Genomic DNA, 26,101 nt, shown 5'->3' with positions numbered 1-26,101 from the left:
CTAACAGCCGGGCCGCGCGTCAGACCCAGCGCACCCAGTTCGCGCCGGCGCCGGTCTCGACCTGCTGCAGCTCGGCGAGGTGGTCGTCGCGTACTTCGTAGAGCGACACCTGCGCCCCGCCTTCGCCTGCGGCGACGAGGAAGCGGCCGTCGGGGCTGAGCGCGAACCCGCGGGGGTGCTGCTGGGTGACGGTGAACGACCTCGCGTCCTCGAGGGAGCCGTCCTCGGCAACCTTGAGCGGCGCGAGAGTGCTCGTCGTGCGCTCCGAGGTCCATAGGAACCGTTCATCCGCGCCCCAGTGCACGTCGGCTCCCCAGATCGAGCGGGGCTCCAGCGGATTCGCGCCGAGGGTTCCGCGCTGCAGGCCCTGCAGCGCGTCCGCGTAGCTCGCAGAGTCGAGGAACGAGAGCACGCCGGTGCTCGAGTCGCGTTCGAAACGCAGCACCTCTCCGCTGAACTCGGTGATCACGTAGGCCTGCGTCTGGGCGTCGTTGAGCACGATGTGGCGCGGGCCGCTGCCGGTCGGCGCGGTCGCACCCACCGGGTGGAGCGCTTCGAGCTCGAGGTCATCGGTGATGGCGTACTGCCCGACGAGATCGTCGCCGAGCGACACGAAGTACGCGAAGCGGCCGTCCCTGCTCGCCACGACGGAGTGCAGGTGCAGGTGCTCGACGATCGTCGTCGGCTCCCCGACCGTGCCCTCGTCGATCGGTGCGAGGAGGCCGTAGCTGGCGGAGTAGGCCGCGCCGAGCAGCGCGGATCCGTCCCGCGTCAGCGCGACGTAGTTCAGTCCGCCGCGGGGCGTCTCGCGACGCGAGATCTCGGTGAGCTCGCCCGCCTCGCGGTCGAGGCGCAGCGTGACGATCGCCGCGGGGCTGCCCTTGACTGCGGCGTAGACGAGGTCGCGGCTGGCGTCGACGACGAAGTTCGAGCATCCCTTCAGGTCCGTTGCGACCGAGGTCCGCTTGAGGGAGGCGCCGTCGAAGCGGAAGACCGAGATCGAGCCTTCGCCTGCGTTCGCGACGAGGATGAGTGGTGTTGTCATGCGAGCCCCTCTCGGGCGATGGTCAGGACGGAGAGCACGTCGGCGCTGTGGTCGAGGCGCCGGTCGCGCTCGGTGGTGTCGTGTTCGCGGATGATGCGCTCGAACTCGCGGAACTCCTCCACCATGCGGTGCGGGTACTTCGTGAGGTCGATCCGCTCGGGCTCGCCGCCGCGGGTCGCGTAGCTCAGCGATGGCAGCACATTCGGGGAGCCGTCGGCGACGATCCACCCGTCCTCGCCCTGGATCTTGCTGCGGATGGGGCCGTCCGAGTCCTTCGCGCACACGCAGACCGCCGTGGTCTCGCCGTAGTCGAGGATCAGCACGCCGGACGTGTCGACCCCACGCTGCACGTTCGCGGTGTAGCTGACCCGCTTCGGCCGGCCGAGCAGCCCGACGACGAAGTGGATGGCGTAGATGCCGAGGTCCATGAGCGCCCCGCCGCCCTGCGCGGGGTCGAACGCGGGCAGCACAGTGCCCTCGCGGAAGGCGTGGTAGCGGGACGAGTACTGGGAGTAGTCCGACTGGATGACCTTGATCCTGCCGACGAGGTCGAGATGCTCCTTGATCCACCGGTAGTTCGCGAGGTACTGGGTCGTGATCGCCTCGATCAGGATCAGGTCACGCGCCGTCGCGAGTCTGCGCAGCTCCTGCAGCTCCCGTTCTTGGAGCACGAACGGCTTCTCGCAGATGACGTGCTTCCCCGCCTCGAGCGCCTTGCGCGACACCTCGAAGTGCAGCGAGTTCGGGACGGCGACCCAGACCGTGTCGACGCTCGGGTCGGCGAGGCACTCGTCGAGGTCGGTGAAGACGCGCTCGATGCCGAACCGCTCCTGCAGCTCCTCCAGGTGCTGGAGGCGCGGCGGGCGACCGTAGATCGCCGCCAGCTCCAGCCCGGGCACGTTCGCGACGTGCGGCAGGAAGTCGGCGACGATCTGGCCGGCACCGATGACGGCGAGCCTCATCGGATCGACCTCGACTGGGCGACGACGTCTGCCTGCATGGGCGAGTTCGAGAAATGCACGCTGTCGATCCTATTCCGAGCGGCACGGGCGGCAGGGAGCACTCGATCGACGTGACGCTGCTAGGCGTCAGCGCGGTCAGCCCGCGCGATGTTCCGCGCCGCTCCTTCGCGGGCGATGGCCGCAATGTTCTCCGTGGCGGCCCAGGACGAGAGCAGACGCAGGCCTTCCTCGGAAGAGCTGCCTGGCACGGCGGTGTAGACCGTCATGGTGTGGCCGGGGTCGTCTTCGAGGTCCATCGCGTGGTACACCAGCTCGAGCGCGCCGACCGCCGAGTGGCGGAAATGCTTCGCGCCGGAGTAATGTCGGCGGACATCGTGGGCTGCCCATCGGATGCGGAACTCATCGCTGCGCACAGACAGCTCTCCGACCAGGTCCGTGAGCTGTCTGTCGAACGGCGAACGGCCGGCCTCCCGCCGGAGGATCTCGACGTTGACGTTGGCTGCCCGCTCCCAGTCAGGGTAGAAATCGCGCGCACGAGGGTCGAGGAAGATGAAGCGGGAGTGGTTCGCGGGCCGCGCAGTGCCCCGGTACATCTCCGAATAGAGCGCGAAGCCGAGCTCGTTCGCGGCCACGATATCCATGCGGGTGTTCCCGATGATCGCGGCACCGCCCGTGATCGAGTCGAGCAGATGCTGCGCGGTCGGGCGCAGCCCGGACGCCCGCGGCTTGGGAGAGCGGACCTTCGCGCCCAGGTTGGCCGTCCGAGCGAGATCCCTCAGGTGGTCGTGCTCCGCCTGGGTGAGTTGCAGTGCCCGAGCCACAGCATCGAGCACGTTCTCGGAGACACCCGTCAGGTTGCCCCGGTCCACGCGGGTGTAGTACTCCACGCTCACCCCTGCGAGCCGCGCCACCTCATCCCGTCGGAGGCCGGTCACACGCCGTCGGGTCGTGCCCGGATCGATCCCCGCCTGCTCTGGGGTCAGCCTGCCTCTGCGGGAGCTGATGAATGCTCGCACTTCGCCCCGGTTGTCCATGCATCCACGGTACGAGCAGCGGCCGCCTTCTGGGGTACCTCTGCTGGAACCCCTTTAGCGGGACTCTCCCTCCTACCTCACGTGAGGCATTGACTGCTGGACGACACAGGGACGACGACCGCTCCCTCGGAGAGGACCACATGAGCACCATCGCAATCATCTGCGCAGGCAAGGCGCGCGCCGCCGCCGCGAGCCTGCTCGCGGCAGGACTCCTGCTGGCGGGCTGCACGGGTGTGGATGCCCCCGCAGAGAGCGCAGGCGAGGCGGCACCGCACGGTACTGGCACCACGAGCTCGACACCACCATCCGCGGCGAGCGCAACGGAAGACGAAGACCTGACGCCCACCACGACGAACATCACGATCAGCATGGGGGATGTCACCGTCCGAGGCGTGCTGAACCAGTCCGCGACCTCCGACGATCTCATCACGCAGCTGCCCCTTGAGCTGTCGTTCGAGGACTTCGGTGGTCAGGAGAAGATCGCCACCCTCCCCAGGGCGCTCTCCCTCGAGGGCAGGCCGTCCGGGAGCGCCGCCGAAGCGGGGATGATCGGCTACTACGCGCCCAGTGAGGGGCTTGTCCTCTACTACGACTCCGTCAGTCACTTCCCCGGGATCATCCCGATCGGCACGTTCGAAGACGTCGAGGCAGTGCGTGCTGCGGTGCCGGCGACTGGAACGGTGTCCGCCGAATGACCTCACCCTCGTCGCGCACATCCGAAGAACCGGCGTCCACTGGAGGCGCGAGGGCTTCGCAGTTGCGCCTCGCACCGCTCATCGTCCTCGCGCTCATGGGATTCATCCTGGTCGCGATGGAGACCATGCCCGCCGGTCTTCTGCCGGAGATCGCAGACGGGCTGACTGCCGCGGAGGGCACCGTGGGGCTCTTCGTCAGCGCCTATGCGCTTGGCACGGTCATCGTCACGATTCCCGCCATCTCGCTGACGCGCCGCTTCCGTCGAAAGCCCCTGCTGCTCGTCGGCATCGCGGGGCTGCTTGTGGCCAACACCGTGACCGCGTTCTCGTCGGACATCGCGCTGTCCCTCGTCTCGAGGTTCATCGCCGGGGCATTCTCTGGAGTGATCTGGGGAATGCTCGCGCCCTACGCCGTGCGAATCAGTCCGCCCTCGCGGCTGGGGGCTGCGATCGCGATCGTCGCGATCGGCGCGCCCCTCGGGTTCGCGTTCGGGACGCCACTTGGGGCTTGGATCGGAGCCGTGTCCGACTGGAGATGGTCGTTCGCCGGTCTCTCCGCGCTCGCAGCACTGGTCGCCATCGCGGTTGTCCTTGTCGTCCCGGACGCGCCAGGCCGTCCTGCGCTCGCGGGCCTGCCCATGGCGCGGGTGCTCCGCCTGCGAGGGGTCCCCGTCGTGCTCGCGGTGATCTTCGTCTGGATGCTCGCGCACAGCACGATCTACACCTACGTCGCGCCCTACCTCCGTGAGACGGGCACCGCGATAACCCCGGACCTGATGCTGCTCGCCTACGGGATCGCGTCTCTCCTCGGCGTGGCGGTGACCGGCCTGCTCCTCGATAGGTATCCGCGCCTGCTGCTCCATCTCAGTGTGCTGGCCTTCATCGTCGCCGCGGTCGTGCTGCTGGCGGGGCAGGGCTCGCCCGTCGCGCTCCTGGCGGCGGCGGTGCTGTGGGGCGTGAGCTTCGGAGGGGCTTCGCCGCAGCTGCAGAACGCGCTCACTCGAGCCGGGGGCGAGGAATCCGATGTCGCGAACTCATTCCTTCCCGTCGCGTTCAATCTGGCGATCTTCGGCGCCGGCATTCTCGGCGCAGGGCTCCTCGAAGTCTTCGATGGCCTTGTCCTGCCCGTTGCCATGATGCTGATCGGGGCGGTGGCGTTGCTGCTGACCTTCGTCGGCCGGCGGTCGGCATTCCGGCCGACGGAGACCGGAGCAGGTGAAGGGGAGACATGAGCTTCCGTGCATTCCTGAGGGAGGGCGTGGGGCGGCTCCGGGGGAGAGGCATCGGCGAAGCGGTTTCCGCTCCGGCGCTCGAGACTCGACGTCTCCTGCTGCGCGCCCACACTCTGGCGAGCGCTGAGGAGTGGTTCCTCCTCCACGAGGAAGCTCGAGTTCGCGAGTTCCTGAACTGGCCACCGCGGAGTCGCGGCCAGGCGCTGCGCCACCTCCGTGTCCGCACGCAGTCCACGAGGCTCCGCAGGGCCGAGGACTTCATGGCGCTGGCCGTCGAACTCGAGGGGCGGCTCATCGGCGATATTTCCTTGCACCTGCGGACCGTTGCCAGCGAAGTGCGCAGCGTCGAGATCGGGTGGGTGCTGCATCCCGATGCTCAGGGCAATGGATACGCGCGGGAGGCAGCGGAGGCCGTCATCCAGTTCGCGTTCGAGGCTGTGCAGGCCCGGATGATCCTCGCCGTTGTGCATCCGCGCAACACCGGATCGCTCAGGCTCGCGGAGCGTCTGGGATTTCACGAGCTCAGCCGACGCGAGAGCGAACGGCTGCTCGTCTTGACCCGAGATGACTTCGCCTTGGCCGACCGCGGTGCCGAGCGGGATCCGAACATGGCGCTTCCTCGACCGGCGAGTGGAGGCAGGCTCTGCTGAGCTGCTCACATCGTCCGGCTGATGCTGTTTCTCCTCGGGGTGGATAGCACTCTCTGCTCCAAGCCCCGGCGAGATCGCCAAGGAAACGCCCAGCTCGGCGCCGCTTCGCCCGCCGGTTCGGGGGAGGGGAGTTCTCCCCGTCCCATCTCGGAGCGCGAATCCACCAGCCCACCCCAATCCGCAGGACTACGCTCGCCGACACCCCGGACCAGCCGGGCCTGTCGAAGGAGTCAACATGCGTCGCATCGTCTCGACCGTCACCGCAGCCCTCTTCGCCGTCGGCATCGCCGTCTCAGCACCCGCGATAGCAAGCGCCGGCACCACGCAGTCGTACTGGACCGGCGGATCGCTCGCCGACTGCCAGGCCGTGCAGCGCACCTACATCAGCTCGTGGACCAAGATCACTGAGGCCTGCCACCGCAACGGCAACGGCTACTCGTTCACCTGGACCTCGCTCTAGGCCCTCTTCAACGAGGTCGCGGAAACCTCGCTTGACCTGATCAATTCGTCCTGGCCGGTCTGCCCTGGCCGCGCTGTCTGCGCATCCGCGGCCAGCAGGTCACTTTCACCCCATCCGAGTGCCCGGGATGGGCTGAAAGTAATCCAGTTGGCGGGGATGGCGGCTCGGGCGGGCGCACGCGGGTCTGGTGGGAGCACGCCTTTCAGATGGGTCACTTTCGCCCCATCCGAGCCCCCGGGACGGGCTGAAAGTGGCCTAATCGGCGGCGGCGGGAGCGGCGGGAGCGTCGGCGTCGGCGTGGTTCAGACTGGATAGGCCCAGGCGGGAGCAGGCGGTTCAGGCGGGAGCACGCGGTTTATATGGGCCACTTTCGGCCCACTCGGGCTCCCGGGACGGGCTGAGAGTGGCCTAATCGGCGGTGAGACCGGCGGGAGGGGCGGCGGCGTCGGCGCGGTTCAGACGGAATAGCTTCAGGCGGGCTCGAGCGGGTCCGGGCGGGCTCGTACGGCTCAGATGGGTCACTTTCGGCCCACTCGGGCTCTCGGGACGGGCCGAAAGTGGCCTATTTGGGGGCGGTAGCGCGGCGCCCGCGGCGCTGCGCGCTTCAGGTGGGTCACTTTTGCCCCACTCGGGCTGCCGGGATGGGCTGAAAGTGGCCTAATCGGCGGCGAGACCGGCGGGAGGGGCGGCGGCGTCGGCGCGGTTCAGACGGAATAGCTCAGGCGGGAGCAGGCGGTTCAGATGGGTCACTTTTGCCCCACTCGGGCAGCCGGGATGGGCTGAAAGTGGCCTAATCGGCGGCGAGACTGGTGGGAGGGGCTGCGGCGTCGGCGCGGTTCAGACGGAATAGCTTCAGGCGGGAGCAGGCGGTTCAGATGGGTCACTTTCACCCCACCTGGGTTCCCGGGATGGGCTGAAAGTGGCCTAATCGGCGACGGCGGGAGCGGCAGGAGCTGCGGCAGCGTTGGCGTCGGCGCGGTTCAGGCGGAAGCTCGCGGTCCGTGCGGGCACGCGCGGGTCTGGTGGGAGCACGCGGTTCAGATGGGCCACTTTCGCCCCACCTGGGCTCCCGGGATGGGCTGAAAGTGGCCTATCTAGCGGCGGCAGCGGGAGCGGCGGCGGGTACGCGGCGCTCACGCAGGCCCGCGCGGCGGCGGCCACGGCAGCGACGGCTCACGCGACGCTCAGCGTCACGGCGCGCTTCTCCGGGTCAGCCGACTCGACGCGGACTCGCACGGCTGCGCCCAGTTCCAGGGCTGCGGCGTCGCCGACGACCCTCGCCCGCACTGCGGGGTCGCGCAGCAGCACGGTCGCCTTCGCCTGGCCTGCATCGGCGGCCCCGGTGGGCGACGAATCGACGATGATCCCGTCGAGCTCCTCGCCGACACGGGGCGCGAGCAGCACCGCCTCGAGCAGATCGACCGCCGCCCGCTCGTAGGCGTTCGCCCGGCGTGAGCCCTCGGCCATCTCGCCTGGCAGCGCCTCGAGCGCATCCACAACCCACGACGGCACGGGTTCTCCGGCGCAGAACGCCAGCGCGATCTCGGTGCCGTAGCGGTCGACGAGGCGTCGCAGCGGGGCGGTCACGTGCGCGTACTCGGCGGCGATGGCGCTGTGGGATGCGGTGCTCGGCACGTCCGGATGCTCGGGCGTGCCGAAGGCCGCGTACCCGGCTCCGCGAAAGAGGCGGGTGGCTTCGGTCGCGAACGCCGCGTACTCGGGGCGGGCGACGTCGATGGTCCTGACGAACTGGGCGTACGAATCCTCCGGTGCCCAGTCGAAGCCGAGGGAGGCGGCGACGCGACGCAGGCGCTCGACGTCTTCGTCGCGGGCGGGATCCAGGGTGCGCCAGATGCCCACTCCCGCCCGTCGCTGCACCGTCGCGGCGGCGATTCCCGTGAGCAGCGACAGCTGCGCGTTGAACTCCTCGCAGGCGAGCGGCTCGCGCAGAACGAGCCGGTAGCGCTTGGCGTCGTCGCTGCGCTCGATCTCCTGGTCTGGCACCTCGAGCGTCGCGCCGCCGCGCGCGAACTGTGCGTCGATGCGCAGCTGGCCGATCTCCGCCAGCAGCCTGAGCAGCTCGTCGGTGGTTCCGGCGTCGAGCCGTGCCTGGACCGAGGGGTAGTCGAGTTGCGCCCGGGAGCGCACGATGGATCGACGCACCTCGATGTCATCGAGCAGTGCGCCCGAGCTGTCGAGGCGCATCCGCCACACGACGGCGGGCCGGTCGACCTCGGGGAGCAGGCTCGCGGCGCCCTCGCTGAGCACGGCCGGGTGCAGGCCGAATCGGCCGTCCGGTCCGTAGACGGTGAGGGCACGGCGGTGCGTCTCCGCGTCGAGTGCCCCACCGGGCTCGACGAAGGAGGCGACGTCCGCGATCGCGTAGAACACCTCGAAGCCGTCAGTGTCATCGCCGGTGGCCTCGACGCGGCGAAGGAAGAACGCCTGGTCCAGGTCACGCGACCCGACAGGGTCGAGGGTCACGAACGGCAGCTCGCGGAGATCGTGTCGCCCGGAGTCCGAGCCGAACTCATGAGCTGCTGCGACCTCGGCCTCGGCTCGCGCGTCGGCTGGGTAGTCGGCCGGGATCTCGAGCTCGGCGCGGAGCCGCTCCAGATACGGGCCGAGTACCTCCGCGGCCGCACCGGCCTGCACAGCGCGCGTGCTCATCGGCGGGGGACGGATGCAGGTTCGACGGTGAACTTCATGGCGTCACGGTACCCGCACCAGATCAGGGGGCGCCGATGCCGTCCGTGCCGTAAGTCATCGTCCACGGTGTCTGCACGTTGTCGGCGACGGCTTTCGCCGATTCGACCTCGATGGTGTGGCTGGTCTCCGTGAGCAGGTACTGTCCGCCGGTATCGACCGTGATCCCGGAAGTCGTGTCCGACTGCAGGTAGCCGCGGATGCCGACTGAGCCCTCCATGTAGCCCGAGTAGGTGACGCGCAGCTTGGTGCCCTCCTGCGCGTAGCTCCATTGGCCGGTCGTCTCCGGGTCGGTGGTGATCGGGCCGAACGCGGAGAGGGTGGCGATCACCGTATCCGTCTCGCGGGAGGGGGAGATGAGGATCGACACGGTGCCCGTGTAGTCGACGCCGGAGGTCTCGATGAAGGCGATGATCGCCTCCGTGCTCTGGCCGACTGCCAGCTCGGTGTCGAAGGGCGTGAAGTTGCCCTCGATCGTCGAGAGGGCCGTGGATGCGGCGGCGAGGGGAGTCGCCAGCGCGGCGACGAAGACGGGGGTGGTCCAGGCCGCGGTCGAGAGCAGCGCTCGGCGGGAAGGGCGGCCAGGCGCAGGCCGTTCTGCGGTCGGGTGGCTCGAGGGGATGAGGGAAGGCATGATGCTCCGGTCTGTGGCGTGGGGGCGCCGCTCTGCGAACGATACGGCCTGTGGGCGGCTGGCAGAAGACGTCGCCGCTCGGGCTCTGCCGGAGGCGGTCGAAGACGCTCTGAGCGGACGCGGATGCGCTCCATACATTCTCCATAGATCGATAGGTGACGATAAGCGCATGGTTGACTTCAACAAGATCCTCGGCGCGGCCTCGAAGGCCCTCGGCAACTCCGGCAATGCTGGGAGCAACCGGGGCGGCAAGAGCGGCTCCGGGGACTGGAAGGACATGGTCCGCAAGGTCGCCGATCAGGTGACGGGGGATGGGCAGCAGCAGCGCGGCCAGCAGGGGTACCCGGCCCGGGACGCTGCGCAGCAGCGCGACCAGCACCCGCAGCGCGACCAGCACCCGCAGCGCGACCAGCACCCGCAGCGCGACCAGTACGCCGGGCGCGACTCCGGGCCGCGGTACGGGCAGCAGCCGCCGAGCGCCCCGAGCTACGGCTCGCGCCCGGCCCCGAGCTCAGGATCGGCAGCGGACAAGGCGGCCATCGCGAAGTACGACTACCTCCTCAAGACCGCGGCGCCTGACCAGCTCGAGCAGGCGCACCGTGAGGCGTTCCAGCGACTCACGCCGGAGCAGCGCGACCAGGTGCGCGAGCGCCTGAGCGCGGAGTCCGGACCGTACGACCGCCCGCAGTCGAGCTCGCCTGACGACCTGGCACGGGCGGCGACGCGCGGCGAGGTGCAGCGACCCGGTTTCATGGGGAAGGTGCTCGGGGCGGGCAAGCGCATCGCGGGTTCTCGCGGTGGCTCCAACTTCACGCCTGGCTCGAGTCGTGGCGGGTCAGCTCGCTTCGGCCGTGGCGCGGGCGTCGCCGGCGCAGCTGCGGCTGGTGTCGGGGCGGGTGCGCTCGGCGGCATCGCGCTCGGCGTCGTCGGCGGCGCCGTCGCCAGCTCCGTCGCGCTCCCGCTGATCGGCGACGCGATGGCCTCTGGGATCGACTTCGACGGCATTGCCGCATCCGGGATCGAGGGTTTCGAGGGGCTCACGGCTGACCTCGGCGATTTCGGTGGAATCGGTGAGACCGTCTCGGGGCTCGGCGACCAGGTCAGCGGATTCGGCGACCAGTTCGCGGGTGCCGGCGAGCAGCTCACGGGCGCGGGCGACCAGTTCCTCGGCGGCGTCGAGGAGCAGGCAGGCAACTTCGGCTTCGACATCCCCGGCCTCGGAGACCTGTTCGGCAAGTGATGCACGCCTTGGCGCTGACCGACATCCGTGCTGGATGATCGCGCGCGCGGCTCCTGAGCTCGCGGCCGACGAATCCATCGCGGAAGCCGGTCACGCCGGGCGAGAACCGGCGCTGGGAGCCTGATCCGTCAGAGCTGCTCGCCGATGACGCGGGCCGCCTGGATGACGCGGGACCTGAATCTCGCGAGCCCGTCGTCGCTGATCGTCTCTTCCGTCGTCACGAGATTCACGACGCCGATGACGGTGCCGCGCGAGTCCGTGATGGCCGCCGTCAGGCTCACCGTTCCCGGGTAGCGCTCCGAATGGCTCTCGTAGGTGCCCGTCGCCGCGGTTTCAGCGAGCTCCGCTCGAAGCGAGTCCGCGGTCTGCTGCCGTCCGCTGGCGAGTGCGAGCCCCGAGTAGTCCTTCAGGAACTCGTCGAGCTCTTCCGGTGCGACGGCCGCGAGCAGCACCTTGCCGCCACCGACGTCGAGGTCGAGGCGCTGCCCGATCGGGAACCGGTAGCGGAGCGACTCGGGTGGCTCGACGCGCGCGACGAGGATGCGGGACCAGCCCGAGCGCACGTAGACCGACGACGTGAATCCGGTTGTCTCGGTGAGGTTCTGCAGCACCGGATGCGAGACGGAGGCGAGCCGGTCCTGGAGCATGAACGCGTGCGCGTGCGCGAGGACGACGGGGCCGAGCGTGTACCCGGCTTCGGTCGAGTTGAGGTACCCGCGCCGCGCGAGGGTCGTGGTGATGCGCTGCGTCGTCGTGATGTGCAGGCCGGTGGCCTTGGAGATCTGCGTCAGCTTCAGCGGCGTCCGTGATGCCTCGACGCACTCGATGACATCGAGCGCTCGTTCGAGCGTCCGGCCTTGATTGACGCGCTCAACGCTCACTCAGTTTTCCCCTCAGTGCCAGGTGATTCCTCAACGTACCACCGGGTGCAACGAGACCCCACTTGGCTCCATCCCTGGCCGTGGACGTGGACGCCTGCTATCGTTACGCGAAATCAACTTGCGCAGAGTGATAGAAACCTCTGCCTGATGACAACGGAGTCGTTCATGAGAATCGCTGTCCTTGGCCTCGGTGAAGCCGGAAGCATGTACGCGAAGGCGTTCGTCGAAGCCTCCTGGGAGGTCGTCGGCTTCGACCCCAGGAGCGTCGAGATCCCCGGAATGACCAGCGCAACCTCGATCGCCGAGGCGGTTGCCGGCGCCGACGCGGTGCTCGGCCTCACTACGGCCGCCCACGCCGCAGGGGCCGCGCGAGACGCGGCACCGCACCTCGAGCCGACCACGGTGTTCCTCGACCTCAACGCCGGATCCCCGCAGCTGAAGCAGGCAGTCGCCGACGAGATCGGCGAACGCGCCAGGGTCGTCGACGGGGCCGTGATCGGCTCGGTGAAGAAGTTCGGCGCGCAGGTGCGCGTCATCCTCTCTGGCCCCGACGCGGAGTCGGCCGCCGATGTGCTGCGCTCCATCGGCGCGACAGCAGACGTCGTCAGCGACACCATCGGTGACGCATCCGGCCGCAAGCTCCTGCGCAGCGTCTACATGAAGGGACTCGGCGCGCTCATCAGCGAGGCCATGTCCGCCGGCCGTGCTGCCGGCGAAGAAGCGTGGATGCGCGCCCAGATCGTCGAGACCTTGGTCGACGGAGACGCCGCCGTCACGCGTCTCGACGAGGGCACTCGTATCCACGCCGATCGGCGCAGCCACGAGCTCGGCGACAGCCTGGAGCTGCTGAGCGCGCTTCCGGGGAGCTGGCCCGTCACCGAAGGCGCCAGGCGCCGACATGTCGACCTCGCCTTCGAAGCGAAGCCCGACTTCGCGGCCGAACTCGAGTCGGTGCCGACGGCGGCGCTCGGCGATGGCGGAGACCGGCTCGGATTCGCGCACTCGAGCATCAAGCCCATCTGGCCCTCCGGCCCGATCGCCGGACGCGCGCGCACCGTGCTCGTCAATCCAGGCGACAACAGGGCCCTCCACGAAGCGCTCAAGGTGGTCCAGCCGGGCGAGGTGCTTGTCATCGCGGGTGGCGGCTACGCCGAGCGTGCGCTGCTCGGCGAGCTCATCGCGGAGCGCGCGGTCAACGCGGGTGTGCGCGGCATCATCGTCGACGGCGCCGTGCGCGACGTCTCGGCCATCGCCGAGATCGGCCTGCCCGTCTGGGCCGTCGCAGTCTCCCCGGCCGGCCCCTACAAGTCCGGCCCCGGGCGGGTCGGCGAGACCATCTCACTCGGAGGCGCCATCTGCTCGACGGGCGACTACGTCGTCGCCGACGAGGACGGCGTGCTTGTCCTGCCGCTCGACCGGGCGGCTGCCGCCCTCAGAGCAGGCCGGGCGGTGCTCGCCGACGAGGCGGGCCGCCGTGTCGAGATCCTGCGCCAGCGCGCCGAAGCGAATCCCAGCGCCTGACCCGGCGCACCAGACCATAGACAGCAAAGGAGCTGCCATGAGCATCACCGACCAGGGGCGCCCGCCCCGCCGACGCAGGGGAGGGTCATGCCTGTCGCACTGATCGCCCTCGTCGCCTTCATCGCGACGATCGTCACCTGGAACGTCGTCGTCAAGCGGAACATGGCGGAAGCCATGATCCTCGGCTTCCTCGTCACCCTCGCCTTCGCCGGGTTCAACGCCCCCGAGTACGCCGTGACCGCCGTCGTCGAGGCATCCGAGAACCAGGTCCTCTACGCCGCCGTCGCGTTCGTCTTCATGACGCACTTCGTCGAGCGCACCGGCGTCATCGACCGCCTCATCGCCATCCTCTCCTCCCTCTTCGGCAAGCTGCCAGGCGGCCCCGCGATCGTCGACACACTCGCGTCCGGTGCCATGGGAGCCGTCGCGGGTGGCTCCAACACGGGGAACGCGGCCTCATCCGGATCGATCACCGGTCCGTGGATGGTGCGCACGGGATGGAAGCGCTCACGCGCCGCGACCGTCATCGCCGGCAACGCGGGCCTCGGCACCGCGCTTCCCCCGAGCGCGTCCATGGTCATCATGATCGGCTTCGCCGGCACGCTCGTGACGACCAGCGAGGTCTACCTGGCGCTGCTCGTCGCCGGCATCTACCAGTTCGTGTTCCGGATGGGCCTCATCGGCTGGTTCGTGAAGCGCGACAAGATCACGGCAGCCTCGGGACCCGAACTCCTCCCGTGGCGGACCGCGATGAAGCGCGGCGGATCGTCGACCCTCATCTTCCTTGGCGCGATCATCCCGATCGCCATCTCGGTCGGGCCCCTCGCCGATGTGCTCAAAGCGTCGCCGGTGCTCTCCGAAGCCATGGGATCGATCTCGCTCATCGTGTGGATCCCCGTCCTCATCATGTTCTTCGCCGCGCTCGTCGCCTGGAAGGACCTGCCGCGCTCGCCGCGCGGATGGTGGGAGCTCATCACGAGCGGGGCGCCGAAGTTCTACACGATCGTCGCGCTGCTCTTCTTCGCCGTCGTCGCGAGCGAGGTGCTCGCCGAGCTCGGCCTCGCGGAGGACGTCGACAACCTGCTGAGCGGCGTCGACATCCCGCTGTGGCTGCTCGTGACGTTCATCGGGCTGCTGATCGTGCTGGTCGCGGGTCCGCTGTCGTCGACGGCAACCCTCACCGCCGTCGGTCAGGTGTCGCTGTTCACGCTCATCGCCGCGGGCATCGACCCGCTGCTCGCCGTCATCGCGATCCTCGTGTTCGCCTCGACGGAGGGCGCCTCCCCGCCCGCCTCAGGCGCCATCTTCGTCGCGAGCGGCCTCACGGGAGCCAAACCGGAGTCCACGTTCGTGCCGCTCATCATCTACTACGTCGTGCCGTTCTTCGCGCTCGGCGTCCTGATCGCGCTCGGGATCGTCCCGGTCCCCGGCGGATAGGAGTCTGAAATCATGCGCACCTCACTGCACCGCATCCTGCATCCGCTCTTCGGCATCGCGATGATCGTCTTCCTGCTGCTGGCGTTCGTGCTCGTCTTCGCCCAGGTCATCGGGCTGATCTTCGCGCAGCCCTGGCTCATCGAAGGAGCCTCCGAGACGCTCCTCCATCCGGCCATCATCTCGGCCATCGTCGTCGGCCTCATCGGCTACGCCCTCTTCAACTGCCTCCCGAAGGTGGAGAAGAAGGCCGAGCTGGAGGACGAGGACGAGGACTGACCGGGTCGATCTCGACGCCCGCACACCGGATAGCCGCGCGCGATCTCGGCGTGCGGGCGTCTCCCGTTAGGCTCGCGTGATGGCGAACCGCAGCTATCTCTACGTTGTCGACGAGGTTCCGGGGCAGGGGGCTCCGCTCACGCGTGTCTCCGGCCTGTCGGAGTGGAACTGGGATGTGCCGCTCCTGCACGAGCTGCTCGTCTCGGGGTCTGGGCGACTGGTGCCGTCGACGATCTGGGATGCGCCTGCCGCAGCGATCCTGGGCGACTACGACCAGGGCGTCGCCAACCTCGAGCGCCTCTTCGCTCGGCTCCCGCAGGACCAGGAGACGCAACGGCAGATCGCCGAGGCGCGCAGCGTGCTGGGCGACCCCGCGAACCGTGGACGCTACCTGCTGCTCGAGGTCGCGGAGATCCACGTGCTGAGCGCCACGGATGACGAGAACCCGCACCCCGAGATGCTCCGCGAGGCGCAGGGGATGGTCCGCGACACCGAGCACCACGTGGATGCGCTGATCGGTGCAGCGCTCGAGCTGCCGCCGGAGAAGCTGCCGGAGCTGACGGGCTCCGGAGCGTGGGCGAGCAGCCTCTACTTCGAGCCGTCCGGCGAGCAGCAGCCGCCGGCCCAGGCCGCGCCGGTCCAGGCCGCGCCGAACGCCCACGCGACGATCCCGCCATCCCACAGCGGCCCGCCGACGAGCCCGAACGCACCGCAGTTCGGTCCACCCACCGGGGCGGCGGCTGCGCCGGTCTTCCTGGCGCGGCCGCTGGCCAACGGCGCGACGCAGTGGAGCCTCGGGCTGATCGCGGTCATCCCGTTCCCGTTCGTGACCGCCATCACGGCAGGCATCGTGATGATCGCTGCTGGCCGGTCGCGCGCGCCGGCCACGGAGGCAGGCGAGCGAAACCGCACCAACGCCGCCAACTGGGGGCTCACCTACCTGCTCTCCTCGATCATCCTCATCGCCCTGCACATCGCGTTCCTCTTCGTCCTCGACGACACCTACTCGGGATCGTTCTTCCCCATCGGCATCCCCATCACGCTCTGGTTCGCCGTCTCGGTGACGCACATCGTGTTCTCGATCGTGGGCAGCGTGAAGGCCTCGCGTGGAGTGGTGTTCGCCCCCATCGCGCTGCCGTTCTTCGGCCCGCGCCTGCGGGGCTGAGGGAGCTGACCATCTTCAGTGCAGATTCTCCGCACCTGGGCGTCCCTGGTGCCTCGGGGACCGATTCTGCACTCACGTTGGACAGCGACTGACGGACGCGCGCTCTAGTCGTCTCCGCGGGTGAGGCGCTGCGAGAAGTACACGGGGATGAACGACAGCAGGATGAGGACGGTCGCGGCGACGTTCACGAGGCTCGCCTCGTTGGGGCGGCCCATCTGATTCATGATCCACAGCGGCAGGGTGTCGACGCCGGGCGGGGCGGTGAAGATCGTGACGACCACCTCGTCGAAGCTGAGCGCGAAGGCGAGGAGGGCGCCGGCGATGAACGCCGAGCGGAACTGGGGGAACGTGACGAGCCTGAATGTCTCCCAGATGCCTGCGCCGAGGTCCATCGAGGCTTCCTCGAGGCTCTGGTTCATGCGCCGCAGCCTGGCCAGCACGTTGTTGAAGACCATGACGATGCAGAACGTGCCGTGGGCGATGATCATCCCGAAGTAGCCGAGCTGGATGCCGATGGGGTCGAGAATGCTCGAGTACGTGTTGCTGAGGGCGACACCCGTGACGACGCCGGGCAGCGCGATGGGGAGCACGACGAGGAGGTTGACGGCGTCGCGTCCGAAGAACGCGTACCGCTGCAGAGCGAACGCGACGAGAGTGCCGAGGACGCAGGCGATGAGCGTCGCGCCGGTTGCGGTGATGATCGAGTTCAGGATGGCGGTGTGCAGCGACGTCTCACTCGCGGCCTGCACCCACCAGTCGAGCGAGAAGCCGGGGATGGGCCAGGCGGAGATGCGGGCGGAACTGAAGGAATTGGCCACGACGAGAAGCAGCGGCACATAGATGAACCCGAGCACCGCGATGACGAACGCCCCGAGCGCGAGGCGTGTGGTCTTGGAAAGCCTGAGCATGCTGACTCCTTCGGGGCGCTACAGCCGCTCGAGTGCGCCGGTGCGGCGCACGGAGAGCAGGTAGATGAGGACAAACGCGATGGGGATGACAGAGAACGCGGCTGCGAGCGGCGGGTTGAGGTTGATGTTCGACGCGATGATGCTGCCGATCATCTGCGTTGATCCGCCGACGAACTCCGCGGTGATGTAGTCGCCGAGGCTCAGCGAGAACGTGAAGATGGAACCGGCGATGAGCGCGGGCACGATGAGCGGGAGAACCACCGATCGCACCGTGAGCCAGTTGCCGGCTCCGAGGTCGGAGGCCGCGTCGAAGAGGTTGTCGGGTATCTGCCTGACGGCCGTGTAGACGGGCATCGCCATGTATGGGAACCACAGGTAGCAGAGGGTGAGGATCACGGTGGGGATGCTGAAGCCCGGCCCGAAGATGCCGAACGGGTTCATGAGCCAGTTGAAGAGGCCGTTCTCGGTGAACGTGACGCGCATCGCGAGCACCTTGACGAGGTAGCCGGCCCAGAGTGGCATGGTGATGGCGATGACCAGCAGCTCCCGGTTGCGCGGGCTCGCGATCTTCGCCATGAAGATGCCGAGCGGGATGGCGACCGCCGCGCAGATGAGGGTCACGGCGACGGCGATGCCGAGCGTGCGGAAGCTCGTCGAGAGGTAGGCGGGGGTAGTGAGGATCGCCTCGAAGTTCGCGAGCGTGAATCCCGGCTTGACCTTCGACGTGAACGGGTCGGTGACCCAGAAAGCCGTCACGAGGAGGAACGCCAGCGAGAAGATGTAGATGCCGACGAGCCACAGCATGGGCGCTGCGAGGAGGCTGCTGAGCCGCGCGCTGCGGTGTCGGTGGAGCCACGAGTCGAGTGTCGTCACGGGTCAGCCTTTCAGTGGGCGATGGCTTTGGGATGGTCGGTGGCGGCAACCGGAGTCGCCGCCACCGACCGAGGGGGAGGGTCAACCCTTGACGGACTGCCAGGCGTTGGTCCAGTCCTGGAAGCTGGTGCACTGCACGTCGGTGCGGCCGTCGACGCACTGCTCGATGGGGGTGGTCCAGAACCACACCTTCGAGAAGTACTCCTCATCGAGGGCGTGGAATTCCTCGCAGTGCGCGGTCGCCTCCGCGTTGAGGTCGCAGAAGGCGCCGTTGGCCGGTGCCATGCCGAAGTTCATCGCGATCTGGCCGTTGACCTCGGCGGCGCTCGTGTAATCCATCCACTGGTAGGCGCAGTTGGGGTTCGCGGACTGGGCGGAGACCATCCACGCGTCCGACCAGCCGGTCGAGCCCTCTTCCGGGAGGACACCCTTGAGGCTGTCGTCTTCGGACAGCTTCCGCAGGACCTCCCACGAGGTGCCGACGACCGAGGTGCCGCCCGTGAAGGAGGTGATCTGCGCGACCGGGTCGCTCCAGTACTCGCTGACGATGCCGTTCTGCGTCTTCAGCAGCTCGACGGCCGCGTTCAGCTGCGTCTCGTCGAGCGCGTACGGGTTGGTGATGCCGAGGTCGGGCTGCGTGGCCATGAGGTACACGGCGGCGTCGGCGATGTAGATGGGGGCGTCGTAGGCGATGATCTGCCCGGCGTAGGGGCTATCGGCCTCCCAGGCCACATCCCAGCTGGTGGGGGCCTCGGTGACGACGTTGCTGTTGTACTGCAGGATGTTTGCGCCGCGGCCGATGGGCACGCCGTAGCTCTTCCCGTTGATGGTGTCGTACACCTGCCCCTTCATGCCCTCGACGATGTCTTCACCGAAGTTGGGGATGAGGTCGACGTTGATCGGGGCGACGTCGCCGCCCGCGATGAGGCGCAGGCTCGCGTCTCCGGAAGCGGAGACGAGGTCGTACTCGCCGGTGCGCATGAGGGTGACCATCTCGTCGCTGGTTCCCGCGACGCGACGGTTGACGACGCAGCCGGTCTCTTCGGTGAACTGATCTGACCATGCCGGCTCGACGAAGCCGCTCCAGGCCACGATGTTGACCTGGCCTTCGCCCTCGCCGACCTCTTCGAGCATGGGAACGTCGGGAACGTCGATGCTGAGGCCGCCTTCGCCGCCCCCGCCTCCCGTGTCTGAGCTGCAGCCTGTCAGTACCAGGGCGGATGCGGCGGCCATGGCGGCGAGTGCCACGTGCGATTTCTTCATGGTGCTGTCCTTCGGTTGTGGTGAGACGGATGGAGTCGTGTCGGTGGAGCGGATGAGGGGAGCTGGGTCAGGAGATGACGGCGACGTGCTCTTCGTGCCAGGTCGCTCGCACGGTGGAGCCGCGGCTGAAGCCCCGGCTCGTGGTGCTCGTCTCCGTGTTGTGCATCTCGGAGATGAGGCGCACGTCGGCGTCCGTGCGGATGATGAAGCGCGTGCTCGGGCCCGTGTAGACGACCTCCTCGACGACGCCGACGGCGCTGTGCAGGCCGGGCGCCGTCACGGTGTCGATGGCGTGCAGCGTGATGCGCTCCGGCCGGATGCTGACCAGGCCGTCGATGCCGGTCGCCGTGCGCGCCGCATCCGCCTCGAGGAGATTGGAGACGCCGAGGAATCCGGCGACGAACGGGGTCGCGGGGGAGTCGTACACCTCGACGGGGGAGCCGATCTGCTCGATGCGGCCCTGGTTGAAGACCGCGATGCGGTCGCTGAGCGTGAGGGCCTCCTCCTGGTCGTGGGTGACGAAGATGAACGTGATGCCGATCTCGCGCTGGATCTGCTTGAGCTCGATCTGCATCTGTTCGCGGAGCTGCTTGTCGAGGGCACCGAGGGGCTCGTCGAGGAGGAGCACGCGTGGCTTGAGGATGAGGGCTCGTGCGAGGGCGATGCGCTGGCGCTGACCGCCGGAGAGCTGACTGGGCTTGCGGTCGGCGAGGTGTGCGAGCTGCACCTGCTCGAGCGCTTGCTGGACGCGTTCGGTGCGTTCGGCCTTGCTTGCGCGGCGGACGCGGAGACCGTAGGCGACGTTCTGCGCGATCGTCATGTGCGGGAAGAGCGCGTAGTCCTGGAAGACCGTGTTGACCTCGCGGCTGAACGGCGGGACGTCGGTGACGTCTGTGCCGCCGAGCTCGATGGTTCCCTCGGTGGGGCGCTCGAAGCCGGCGATCATGCGGAGCACGGTGGTCTTGCCGGATCCGGATGGGCCGAGCATCGAGAAGAACTCGCCGGATCGAACCTGCAGGTCGAGCGATTCGACGGCGGTGAAGTCGCCGAACTTCTTCCTGATGCCCGTCAGGGTGACACCGGCTGGTGCCTGCGTGGGCCGTTCGGTCACGCTTTCGCGTGCGTTGGGGAACGACAAGTGAGCCTCCTTGGAACAGCGTTGTCTGCGGATTGACCGCAAACATATAGTCCCAGAGTTCATATTTCAAGCTTGTGTCCTAGTTGTAACAGTGCGGATGCGCGACAATGGCGAGGTGCCAACGCCCCCGAAGACAGAACCCTCAGCAGGGGTGCCGTCGCGCCTGCGCAACGCTGTCTTTCAGTCCGTCGCCGACGAGGGCAAGGCTGCGCTCGTCGAGCGCCGCCTGCGGGTCGCCATCAACCGCGGCGTTCTGCAGGCAGGGGAGCGTCTGCCCCCGGAGAGCGAGCTCGCCAAATCGCTCGGAGTCTCGCCCGTCACCGTCCGCGAAGCGCTGGTCCTCCTGCGGCAACGCGGCCTCGTCACGACGAAACGCGGCCGCGGAGGCGGCAGCTTCGTCACCGCAGGCGCCGATCCCGCCTCACACGCCGCCGACGAGCTCGCATCCATCTCCCGCACAGCGCTGCGCGACCTCGCCGCGCATTATTTCGCCGTCACTGGGGGCTGCCTCGAGCTCGCAGCCCACAGGGCTGCGCCGAGCGAGGTGGAGGCTATCCGCGCCAGGCTCACGACGTTCAGCGACGCCGTGCCCTCAGACCGGCTGGTTCAGTCGACACCCGCGCAGTGGCGGCACGTCGCCGACGACGTCGTCGTCGAACTGTGCGCACTCGGGCAGTCGGTGCGCCTCACCAAGGAGCAGATGCGCGTGCAGTCCGAGCTCTCGCCACTGCTCGGGCTGCTCGCTGTGGACGACGCAGAGCGTGAGTCGCAGCGAAGCGAGATACTTGGACTCGTCGATGACGTCGCTCGGGGGGACGCGGCCGGCGCGCGCGAGACTCTGCGCGCGACTGTGAGCGACATCGTCGAACGGCTCGAGGCAAAGCGCAGGTCGCTGCTCGAGCGGTAGGCGCGCCGGCGCCGCGACGGTGCCGGGTGCTGGGGACCAATATGGCTGGGGGGCCAACGCATGCCGATCAACGACAACGAGGTGAGGATCGTCGCGCTCGCGGGGCTGCCGAACTGGTCCTGGGGTGACTTCACGCAGCACCCGATGCAGACCACCAACCTCATGAGGCTTGAGCCGAACGGGTGGCTGGCGCTCATCGCCTACCTCGCCGGCCCCAGCTGGGTGCATCAGGAGCCGGCGCGATATGACCCCGTCGTCGAGACGTGCGGCGGTGGGCAGCGCGTCGGCGGGCCAGTCGACGGCGCCTTCTCAAGTGAGGAGGACATCAGCGAGATCCACGACGACATGGTCCAGTACCTCGCAGACGCTGGGGTTCCGGCGCCGCCACGGGCGGTGCAGTGGATGCTGTGCCTCCCCGAGGGGGTCACCGAACGAGACCTGCAAGGGGCGTGCCTCCGCGCTGCGCAGGACGTCGCGCCCGAAGACCATCGAAGGAATGCGCTCGAGGTGCACGCGGCGCTGCGGGTGCTGTTGAACGGGCGCATGTCACCGCTCGCCTGGTGACCGCCGAACGGCCCGTCGCTGATCCACCCCTGTGCAAGTGGCCCTCCGCTGTGTAACATCGGCCATCACCGAAGCAGAGGAGCCGCCCCATGACGACCGACGCCACTGCAGTGCGACGCGGCCCAGCTGCGCTCCTCGACGACTACTTCCGCTCGACGCTCGACGTGCTCGAGACGCTCAGCCGCGACCTCGGAGCCGTGCTCGGCGACCTCGAGTCGCGTGGCGAACTCAGCGACCGTCGCCTCGACGAGCTGGTCGAGCCGCTCGCGCTCGCGGTCTTCACCCGCACCTGGCCGGCCGCGTTCGGGGCCGGATTCGTCGCATCCCTCGACCTCCGCGGCCCGTCACGCGGTCACCTGTCCTGGTGGCAGGGCCCGATGCGCTCGCAGCTGCGGCTCGCAGCGCAGACGCCCAGCCGAGAGCACATCGACTACAGCGGATTCGAATGGTTCCGCGTGCCCCACGAGACCGGCGAAGGTCATGTCGCGGGCCCGCACGTCGACTACCTGTGCAGCGACGAGTACACGCTCACCGTCAGCATGCCCGTCTGGAACGGCCGGCGATTCCTCGGCGTCGTCGCCATGGACCTCCTCGTCGACGACGTCGAACGAGAGCTGCTCCCGGCGCTGCGTGAGTTCGGCGACGTGAGCGTCGTGAACGCAGCCCAGCGCGTGCTCGCATCCACCGAATCGCGGCTCGCACCGGGAGACTCGGTGCGTGACCTCGATGGCTACGGAAGCAGCCACTGCGAGATCGCCGGGCTCCGCGTGCTCACCCGGGTGTAGGCCTCGACACGCGGGACCTCGGGGAACGTCGAAGTCCCGAGTCCGGGTTCAGTCGATCTCGTCGATCTCAGGCGGAGCTGGCGTCCGGAACTGCTGCGGTGCATCCGGGGTGCGCAGGTACTTGCGGAGAGCCTTGATGGCGAGGATCAGCGCCCAGATGGTGAGGACAAGGATCGCAAGGATGACCGCGAAGTAGGCGACCATCACGACGGTGTGCATTGGGTTGAATCCGAGCATCGATCGACCGTACGTCGCGAGACTGGGCGTCGGGTCAGTGGAAACGAGCGGCGGATGCGGGTCACGACGTAGCTCTGCGACTTGACGGGAGCATGACTGCATCGACGTGCGACGATGCGGAGATGACTGCTGTCGCCGCATCAGAAGATCTGCCCGACCTCGTTCCCGAGCTGCTCGTCGCCGACGTCCGAAGCAGCCTTGCGTTCTGGGTCGATGGATGCGGTTTCGCTGTGAAGTATGACCGGCCGGAGGAGGGGTTCGCGTATCTGACTCGTGGCAGCGCTCATCTCATGCTCGAACAGCGCGGCGTCGGCCGGAACTGGGTAACCGGGCCGCTCGAGCGGCCGCTCGGGAGGGGCATCAACTTCCAGATCTCCGTGGCCGACGCTGACGAGGTCGCGGCGGCCCTCCTCGCGACCGGGCGGGAGCTCTTCATGCAGCCAGAGACGAAGTGGTACCGGGTGGGTGGGGACGAAGTCGGGGTCCGCCAATTCCTTGTGACGGACCCCGACGGGTACTTGATCCGCTTCCAGGCGAGCCTGGGGCGGAGAGCTGCCAGCTAGCCCGTGACGGCTGGCGTCTGGCGGTTGCGGCGGGCGGCGATGAACGAGCGCACGCCGGCCGTGATGAGGGCGACGAGCAGGACCAGCATGATGGTGCTGCTGATGATCGCGCCGGGCCGCTCGGCGGTGCCGGCGAAGAGGTCTCCCAGCTGGGCGACGTTCATGAGCGACCCGAGCGCGCCGAGGAGCGCAATGGCGAGCGCGCCGTGGATGGCGTGCTTGCGGAGCTTCGGGTTGCGGGCGATGAGGCCGGCGATGACGAGCAGGAGGCCGACGGCGGCCGGGATGAGGGCCGTGAGGCTGCCGGTGTCGCTGACGAAGTAGGCGATCGCGCCCGTCACGACGAGGGCGGCACCGATGAGGATGGTGAGGAGAGGCATGCGGGATGGGATCCAATCTCGCGGTAGGCCAGCAGCGTCCTCGGCGGACCGCTTCGCGCGGGCTCAGCCCTGGCGCGCGACGGCCGGCGACGGAAGAGTCGCTGGTCGTTGGTGTCTGGTGGCCCCAACTTTACCAGCTGGTCGGTTCCGGTCTCCGGTCGCTCGGCGCGACGGTTCAGCTGCGGGTTGCGCCCTCGATGGCGTTGCGCCCGGCCTCGCGCGTCGCGAAGGCGCCGAGGAAGGTGCCCTGCCCGTCGTGCGCGCGGAACTCTCCTTGCACGAGCTCCACGAACCCGGCGAAGTCGTCGCCGGAGGCCGTCTCCCTCATCGCGACCCAGAGTCCGTTCGCGGGTGAGAGCCAGCGGAGCTGTCGAGGGGCGGAATCGACGACCGTACGGGTCGTGGACTCGCGGTGGATCTCGAGCAGGCTCATGGGGTTCCTCGGTTCAAGAGTGGATGATCGGATAGTTAGGTTAGCTAGCTAATCCTGAGAGTAGCCATGGGGTTCGCTGGATGAGGTGCTGCTCGGGTGTCAGCCCAGCGCATCCGGGGATTCGGGGAGTGTCTGTCCGCCGTCGACGACGATCGTCTGACCGGTGATGTACCCCGCCTCGCGGCTCGCGAGGAACGCCGCGGCGTAGCCGATCTCCTCGGCTCGGCCCAGTCTGCGCAGCGGGACGGCTGAGGTCATCGACGCGAGGTAGTCCTCGCCCATCTCGTCGAGCCCAGCGGATTCGACGTTGCCCGGCAGGACCGCGTTCACGGTGATGGCATGCTTCGCGAGCTCGATCGCGGCGGTGCGCATGAAGCCCAGCTGCGCGGCCTTGGAAGCCCCGTAGTGCGACCAGCCCGGGTAGCCGGTCGTCGGGCCGGTAATGGATGAGGTCAGCACGACACGACCGCGGCCTGATTCCCGCAGGGCGGGCAGGCAGGCCTGCACCGCGTAGATGGTTCCCTTCACGTTCGTGTCGAGCACCTCGTCGAGCTGCGCCGGCGTCATCGTCGCGAGGTCCGCCTGCGGGAAGATCCCCGCGTTGGCGCAGAGCACGTCGATGCCGCCGAACACCGCCGCGGTCGACGCCGCAAGCGCGCGGCACGACTCGGGATCGGTGACGTCAACCGTGAACCCCGAGATCCGGGCCCGGGTGTCGGCGTCGGCGACGAGCGAGAGTGCGGCGACGGCCGTATCCACCCCCGTCTGCGAGCGACCAGCGACAGCGACCCGCGCGCCCGCCTGTGCGAACACGCTGGCGATGCCGAAGCCGATGCCCTTCGTGCCGCCGGTGACGACGACGCGAGTGTCGGAGAGGTCGAACAGGGGAGCAACTGGCATGGTGCGCCTTTCGAGAACGGGGTGGATGCGCCCATTCCATCGCCCCGGAAGGGCGCGATGCCCCTCCGGAAACCTGCCTGCGACCGCTCTTAACGCAGTGTTTACGCCCGCCGCTCGATCACCGCCAGAAGCGTCGGGTCACCACCAGAATGGAGGCTGGGTGACGTACGGCGCCTCGAGTCGCGCGACCTCGTCCTCGGTGAGCGTCAGCTCGAGGGCCGCGACGGCGTCATCGAGGTGCTTCGCCTTGGTCGCCCCGACGATGGGCGCTGCGACCGTCGGGTTGCGCAGCACCCACGACAGTGCGACTCGTGCCATCGGGACCTCGCGCTCGGCCGCGATCTGCTCCACGACGTCGATGATGGGGCCGTCGGCATCAGCGTCGAACGCCTTCGCGACCGAGTCGAGCTCGGCGCGTGCCGTCGATTCGCCGCGCGGCCGGGTCAGGCGCCCTTTGCCGTTCGGCGAGTACGGGACGAGGCCGACGCCCATGTCGGCGCACATGGGGATCATCTCCCGCTCCTCCTCGCGCTTCAGCAGGTTGTACTGGTCCTGCATGGCGACGAACGGGGTCCATCCGCCCACCGCCGCGGCCTGCTGCAGCTTCGCGAACTGCCACGCGTACATCGACGATGCGCCGAGATAGCGCACCTTGCCGGAGCGCACGAGGTCGTCGAGCGCCTGCATGGTCTCCTCGACGGGGGTGCTGTCGTCGAAGCGGTGGATGTAGAGCACGTCGATGTGGTCGGTGCCGAGTCGCTCGAGGGACGCGTTCGCCTGCTCGAGGATCGCGGTGCGGGACAGGCCGGAGCCGCCGGGGCCGTCGTGCATCTTGCCGGAGAGCTTCGTCGCGAGCACGATCTCCTCCCGGCGGCTGAAGCGACGCATCGCGCGCCCGATGATCTCCTCGCTTGTGCCCTGCTGGTACACGTTTGCCGTGTCCCAGAAGGTGATGCCGAGCTCGACCGCCTGGCGGAGCAGCGGTGCCGCCGCGTCGTCGTCGAGGGTCCAGCTGTGCATGCCGCGCTTCGGGTCGCCGAAGCTCATGCAGCCGAGTGCGAGGCGGCTGACGCGGAGGCCGGTGCGGCCGAGGTTCGTGTACTCCATGCCAGGAGCGTATGGCGCACCACCGACACCAGGGAGGCCCTGGCAGTGCCCCCTGCGCCGCGTCCCGCTCTGCCCTGCCCTGCCCTGCCCTGCCCTGCTCTGCCC

Annotated in this window: 28 protein-coding genes; 13 read left to right on the top strand and 15 right to left on the bottom strand. The window is 68.6% G+C overall.

Features of this window, described 5'->3' with window-relative positions; translation table 11 throughout:
* Positions 1 to 19 precede the first annotated feature (19 nt).
* From GV007_RS06105 to GV007_RS06095, 3 genes are all read right to left on the bottom strand, one after another.
* A complete protein-coding gene (locus tag GV007_RS06105; protein ID WP_160071405.1) occupies positions 20 to 1,045 on the bottom strand; it encodes a lactonase family protein in 1,026 nt (341 codons plus the stop codon).
* Positions 1,042 to 2,007 carry a Gfo/Idh/MocA family protein gene (locus GV007_RS06100; RefSeq protein ID WP_160071404.1) on the bottom strand — a complete coding sequence of 322 codons (966 nt, stop codon included), beginning with the start codon at positions 2,005 to 2,007 and terminating at the stop codon, positions 1,042 to 1,044. Before GV007_RS06100 ends, GV007_RS06105 begins: the two co-directional genes overlap by 4 nt.
* Before the next feature lie 119 nt (positions 2,008 to 2,126).
* Positions 2,127 to 3,041: a helix-turn-helix transcriptional regulator gene (locus GV007_RS06095; protein WP_160071403.1), complete on the bottom strand. Its 915-nt coding sequence runs from the start codon at positions 3,039 to 3,041 to the stop codon at positions 2,127 to 2,129.
* A gap of 140 nt (positions 3,042 to 3,181) precedes the next feature.
* Between GV007_RS06095 and GV007_RS06090 the strand changes: the two genes are divergently transcribed.
* From GV007_RS06090 to GV007_RS06075, 4 genes are all read left to right on the top strand, one after another.
* The gene (locus GV007_RS06090; RefSeq protein WP_160071402.1) at positions 3,182 to 3,736 is read left to right on the top strand and encodes a cyclophilin-like fold protein; all 555 of its coding nucleotides are present in this window, start codon (positions 3,182 to 3,184) and stop codon (positions 3,734 to 3,736) included.
* Between the two features lie 62 nt (positions 3,737 to 3,798).
* On the top strand, positions 3,799 to 4,968 hold the full coding sequence (locus GV007_RS06085; RefSeq protein WP_228502497.1) for an MFS transporter: 1,170 nt from the start codon (positions 3,799 to 3,801) through the stop codon (positions 4,966 to 4,968).
* Positions 4,965 to 5,618, top strand: coding sequence for a GNAT family N-acetyltransferase (locus GV007_RS06080; RefSeq protein WP_160071400.1), 654 nt, complete (start codon positions 4,965 to 4,967; stop codon positions 5,616 to 5,618). Before GV007_RS06085 ends, GV007_RS06080 begins: the two co-directional genes overlap by 4 nt.
* A gap of 235 nt (positions 5,619 to 5,853) precedes the next feature.
* Positions 5,854 to 6,078 carry a hypothetical protein gene (locus GV007_RS06075; protein WP_104244826.1) on the top strand — a complete coding sequence of 75 codons (225 nt, stop codon included), beginning with the start codon at positions 5,854 to 5,856 and terminating at the stop codon, positions 6,076 to 6,078.
* 1,173 nt (positions 6,079 to 7,251) lie between these two features.
* On the opposite strand, the gene GV007_RS06070 is transcribed toward GV007_RS06075, so the two are convergent.
* Positions 7,252 to 8,748: an RNB domain-containing ribonuclease gene (locus GV007_RS06070; protein ID WP_160071399.1), complete on the bottom strand. Its 1,497-nt coding sequence runs from the start codon at positions 8,746 to 8,748 to the stop codon at positions 7,252 to 7,254.
* A 61-nt stretch (positions 8,749 to 8,809) separates the two neighbouring features.
* Positions 8,810 to 9,418, bottom strand: a complete 609-nt coding sequence (locus GV007_RS06065) for a hypothetical protein (RefSeq protein ID WP_160071398.1) — start codon at positions 9,416 to 9,418, stop codon at positions 8,810 to 8,812.
* Positions 9,419 to 9,587: 169 nt separating this feature from the next.
* Between GV007_RS06065 and GV007_RS06060 the strand changes: the two genes are divergently transcribed.
* On the top strand, positions 9,588 to 10,658 hold the full coding sequence (locus GV007_RS06060; protein WP_160071397.1) for a hypothetical protein: 1,071 nt from the start codon (positions 9,588 to 9,590) through the stop codon (positions 10,656 to 10,658).
* A 128-nt stretch (positions 10,659 to 10,786) separates the two neighbouring features.
* On the opposite strand, the gene GV007_RS06055 is transcribed toward GV007_RS06060, so the two are convergent.
* Positions 10,787 to 11,539: an IclR family transcriptional regulator gene (locus GV007_RS06055; protein ID WP_160071396.1), complete on the bottom strand. Its 753-nt coding sequence runs from the start codon at positions 11,537 to 11,539 to the stop codon at positions 10,787 to 10,789.
* A gap of 165 nt (positions 11,540 to 11,704) precedes the next feature.
* Between GV007_RS06055 and GV007_RS06050 the strand changes: the two genes are divergently transcribed.
* The 4 genes from GV007_RS06050 (at position 11,705) to GV007_RS06035 (ending at position 15,938) form a co-directional block, all read left to right on the top strand.
* On the top strand, positions 11,705 to 13,060 hold the full coding sequence (locus tag GV007_RS06050) for an NAD(P)-binding domain-containing protein (RefSeq protein WP_160071395.1): 1,356 nt from the start codon (positions 11,705 to 11,707) through the stop codon (positions 13,058 to 13,060).
* An 87-nt stretch (positions 13,061 to 13,147) separates the two neighbouring features.
* Positions 13,148 to 14,497 carry a TRAP transporter large permease subunit gene (locus GV007_RS06045; protein WP_160071394.1) on the top strand — a complete coding sequence of 450 codons (1,350 nt, stop codon included), beginning with the start codon at positions 13,148 to 13,150 and terminating at the stop codon, positions 14,495 to 14,497.
* 12 nt (positions 14,498 to 14,509) lie between these two features.
* Positions 14,510 to 14,773: a hypothetical protein gene (locus tag GV007_RS06040; protein WP_104244816.1), complete on the top strand. Its 264-nt coding sequence runs from the start codon at positions 14,510 to 14,512 to the stop codon at positions 14,771 to 14,773.
* A gap of 79 nt (positions 14,774 to 14,852) precedes the next feature.
* A complete protein-coding gene (locus tag GV007_RS06035) occupies positions 14,853 to 15,938 on the top strand; it encodes a DUF7822 domain-containing protein (protein ID WP_160071393.1) in 1,086 nt (361 codons plus the stop codon).
* Positions 15,939 to 16,042: 104 nt separating this feature from the next.
* On the opposite strand, the gene GV007_RS06030 is transcribed toward GV007_RS06035, so the two are convergent.
* The 4 genes from GV007_RS06030 to GV007_RS06015 form a co-directional block, all read right to left on the bottom strand.
* Positions 16,043 to 16,846 (bottom strand): ABC transporter permease, encoded by an 804-nt coding sequence (locus GV007_RS06030; RefSeq protein ID WP_160071392.1) that lies wholly within the window; start codon positions 16,844 to 16,846, stop codon positions 16,043 to 16,045.
* 18 nt (positions 16,847 to 16,864) lie between these two features.
* Complete coding sequence (locus GV007_RS06025) at positions 16,865 to 17,719, bottom strand: ABC transporter permease (protein WP_236558354.1); 855 nt, start codon at positions 17,717 to 17,719, stop codon at positions 16,865 to 16,867.
* Between the two features lie 81 nt (positions 17,720 to 17,800).
* Complete coding sequence (locus tag GV007_RS06020; RefSeq protein WP_160071391.1) at positions 17,801 to 18,982, bottom strand: ABC transporter substrate-binding protein; 1,182 nt, start codon at positions 18,980 to 18,982, stop codon at positions 17,801 to 17,803.
* A gap of 67 nt (positions 18,983 to 19,049) precedes the next feature.
* A complete protein-coding gene (locus GV007_RS06015) occupies positions 19,050 to 20,120 on the bottom strand; it encodes an ABC transporter ATP-binding protein (RefSeq protein WP_236558353.1) in 1,071 nt (356 codons plus the stop codon).
* A gap of 115 nt (positions 20,121 to 20,235) precedes the next feature.
* On the opposite strand from GV007_RS06015, the gene GV007_RS06010 reads away from it, so the two are divergent.
* The 3 genes from GV007_RS06010 to GV007_RS06000 all read left to right on the top strand — a co-directional run bounded on the left by GV007_RS06010 (position 20,236) and on the right by GV007_RS06000 (position 22,376).
* Positions 20,236 to 21,027 carry a FadR/GntR family transcriptional regulator gene (locus GV007_RS06010; protein WP_160071389.1) on the top strand — a complete coding sequence of 264 codons (792 nt, stop codon included), beginning with the start codon at positions 20,236 to 20,238 and terminating at the stop codon, positions 21,025 to 21,027.
* 60 nt (positions 21,028 to 21,087) lie between these two features.
* Positions 21,088 to 21,591 carry a DUF5956 family protein gene (locus tag GV007_RS06005; protein WP_160071388.1) on the top strand — a complete coding sequence of 168 codons (504 nt, stop codon included), beginning with the start codon at positions 21,088 to 21,090 and terminating at the stop codon, positions 21,589 to 21,591.
* A gap of 89 nt (positions 21,592 to 21,680) precedes the next feature.
* Positions 21,681 to 22,376 carry a cache domain-containing protein gene (locus GV007_RS06000; protein WP_160071387.1) on the top strand — a complete coding sequence of 232 codons (696 nt, stop codon included), beginning with the start codon at positions 21,681 to 21,683 and terminating at the stop codon, positions 22,374 to 22,376.
* Between the two features lie 48 nt (positions 22,377 to 22,424).
* Here GV007_RS06000 and GV007_RS05995 read toward each other — a convergent pair whose 3' ends face one another.
* Positions 22,425 to 22,613, bottom strand: coding sequence for a hypothetical protein (locus tag GV007_RS05995; RefSeq protein WP_160071386.1), 189 nt, complete (start codon positions 22,611 to 22,613; stop codon positions 22,425 to 22,427).
* A 122-nt stretch (positions 22,614 to 22,735) separates the two neighbouring features.
* Between GV007_RS05995 and GV007_RS05990 the strand changes: the two genes are divergently transcribed.
* Positions 22,736 to 23,176: a bleomycin resistance protein gene (locus GV007_RS05990; RefSeq protein ID WP_160071385.1), complete on the top strand. Its 441-nt coding sequence runs from the start codon at positions 22,736 to 22,738 to the stop codon at positions 23,174 to 23,176.
* Here GV007_RS05990 and GV007_RS05985 read toward each other — a convergent pair.
* The 4 genes from GV007_RS05985 to GV007_RS05970 all read right to left on the bottom strand — a co-directional run bounded on the left by GV007_RS05985 (position 23,173) and on the right by GV007_RS05970 (position 25,996).
* A complete protein-coding gene (locus GV007_RS05985; RefSeq protein WP_160071384.1) occupies positions 23,173 to 23,556 on the bottom strand; it encodes a hypothetical protein in 384 nt (127 codons plus the stop codon). The genes GV007_RS05990 and GV007_RS05985 overlap by 4 nt on opposite strands.
* A 175-nt stretch (positions 23,557 to 23,731) precedes the next feature.
* Positions 23,732 to 23,989: a hypothetical protein gene (locus GV007_RS05980; RefSeq protein WP_160071383.1), complete on the bottom strand. Its 258-nt coding sequence runs from the start codon at positions 23,987 to 23,989 to the stop codon at positions 23,732 to 23,734.
* Positions 23,990 to 24,088: 99 nt separating this feature from the next.
* Positions 24,089 to 24,889 (bottom strand): 3-oxoacyl-ACP reductase FabG, encoded by an 801-nt coding sequence (gene fabG / locus GV007_RS05975; protein ID WP_236558352.1) that lies wholly within the window; start codon positions 24,887 to 24,889, stop codon positions 24,089 to 24,091.
* Between the two features lie 138 nt (positions 24,890 to 25,027).
* Positions 25,028 to 25,996 (bottom strand): aldo/keto reductase, encoded by a 969-nt coding sequence (locus tag GV007_RS05970; RefSeq protein WP_160071382.1) that lies wholly within the window; start codon positions 25,994 to 25,996, stop codon positions 25,028 to 25,030.
* Positions 25,997 to 26,101: the final 105 nt, after the last annotated feature.

The organism is Pseudoclavibacter sp. 8L, from assembly GCF_902506465.1.
GTDB lineage: Bacteria > Actinomycetota > Actinomycetes > Actinomycetales > Microbacteriaceae > Pseudoclavibacter.
Note: the sequence above shows the minus strand (reverse complement) of the source record. Positions and strands in the feature narration are given on the sequence as shown.

Bases quoted from the DNA above. Each gene is read 5' to 3' on its own strand.
- GV007_RS06065 (WP_160071398.1), bottom strand. From the start codon at position 9,418: ATGCCTTCCCTCATCCCCTCGAGCCACCCGACCGCAGAACGGCCTGCG.
- GV007_RS05970 (WP_160071382.1), bottom strand. From the start codon at position 25,996: ATGGAGTACACGAACCTCGGCCGCACCGGCCTCCGCGTCAGCCGCCTC.
- GV007_RS06030 (WP_160071392.1), bottom strand. From the start codon at position 16,846: ATGCTCAGGCTTTCCAAGACCACACGCCTCGCGCTCGGGGCGTTCGTC.
- GV007_RS06080 (WP_160071400.1), top strand. From the start codon at position 4,965: ATGAGCTTCCGTGCATTCCTGAGGGAGGGCGTGGGGCGGCTCCGGGGG.
- GV007_RS06105 (WP_160071405.1), bottom strand. From the start codon at position 1,045: ATGACAACACCACTCATCCTCGTCGCGAACGCAGGCGAAGGCTCGATC.
- GV007_RS06005 (WP_160071388.1), top strand. From the start codon at position 21,088: ATGCCGATCAACGACAACGAGGTGAGGATCGTCGCGCTCGCGGGGCTG.
- GV007_RS05980 (WP_160071383.1), bottom strand. From the start codon at position 23,989: ATGAGCCTGCTCGAGATCCACCGCGAGTCCACGACCCGTACGGTCGTC.
- GV007_RS06040 (WP_104244816.1), top strand. From the start codon at position 14,510: ATGCGCACCTCACTGCACCGCATCCTGCATCCGCTCTTCGGCATCGCG.
- GV007_RS06070 (WP_160071399.1), bottom strand. From the start codon at position 8,748: ATGAGCACGCGCGCTGTGCAGGCCGGTGCGGCCGCGGAGGTACTCGGC.
- GV007_RS05990 (WP_160071385.1), top strand. From the start codon at position 22,736: ATGACTGCTGTCGCCGCATCAGAAGATCTGCCCGACCTCGTTCCCGAG.
- GV007_RS06090 (WP_160071402.1), top strand. From the start codon at position 3,182: ATGAGCACCATCGCAATCATCTGCGCAGGCAAGGCGCGCGCCGCCGCC.
- GV007_RS06020 (WP_160071391.1), bottom strand. From the start codon at position 18,982: ATGAAGAAATCGCACGTGGCACTCGCCGCCATGGCCGCCGCATCCGCC.
- GV007_RS05995 (WP_160071386.1), bottom strand. From the start codon at position 22,613: ATGCTCGGATTCAACCCAATGCACACCGTCGTGATGGTCGCCTACTTC.
- GV007_RS06050 (WP_160071395.1), top strand. From the start codon at position 11,705: ATGAGAATCGCTGTCCTTGGCCTCGGTGAAGCCGGAAGCATGTACGCG.
- GV007_RS06000 (WP_160071387.1), top strand. From the start codon at position 21,681: ATGACGACCGACGCCACTGCAGTGCGACGCGGCCCAGCTGCGCTCCTC.
- GV007_RS06075 (WP_104244826.1), top strand. From the start codon at position 5,854: ATGCGTCGCATCGTCTCGACCGTCACCGCAGCCCTCTTCGCCGTCGGC.
- GV007_RS05985 (WP_160071384.1), bottom strand. From the start codon at position 23,556: ATGCCTCTCCTCACCATCCTCATCGGTGCCGCCCTCGTCGTGACGGGC.
- fabG (WP_236558352.1), bottom strand. From the start codon at position 24,889: ATGCCAGTTGCTCCCCTGTTCGACCTCTCCGACACTCGCGTCGTCGTC.
- GV007_RS06095 (WP_160071403.1), bottom strand. From the start codon at position 3,041: ATGGACAACCGGGGCGAAGTGCGAGCATTCATCAGCTCCCGCAGAGGC.
- GV007_RS06045 (WP_160071394.1), top strand. From the start codon at position 13,148: ATGCCTGTCGCACTGATCGCCCTCGTCGCCTTCATCGCGACGATCGTC.
- GV007_RS06035 (WP_160071393.1), top strand. From the start codon at position 14,853: ATGGCGAACCGCAGCTATCTCTACGTTGTCGACGAGGTTCCGGGGCAG.
- GV007_RS06100 (WP_160071404.1), bottom strand. From the start codon at position 2,007: ATGAGGCTCGCCGTCATCGGTGCCGGCCAGATCGTCGCCGACTTCCTG.
- GV007_RS06060 (WP_160071397.1), top strand. From the start codon at position 9,588: ATGGTTGACTTCAACAAGATCCTCGGCGCGGCCTCGAAGGCCCTCGGC.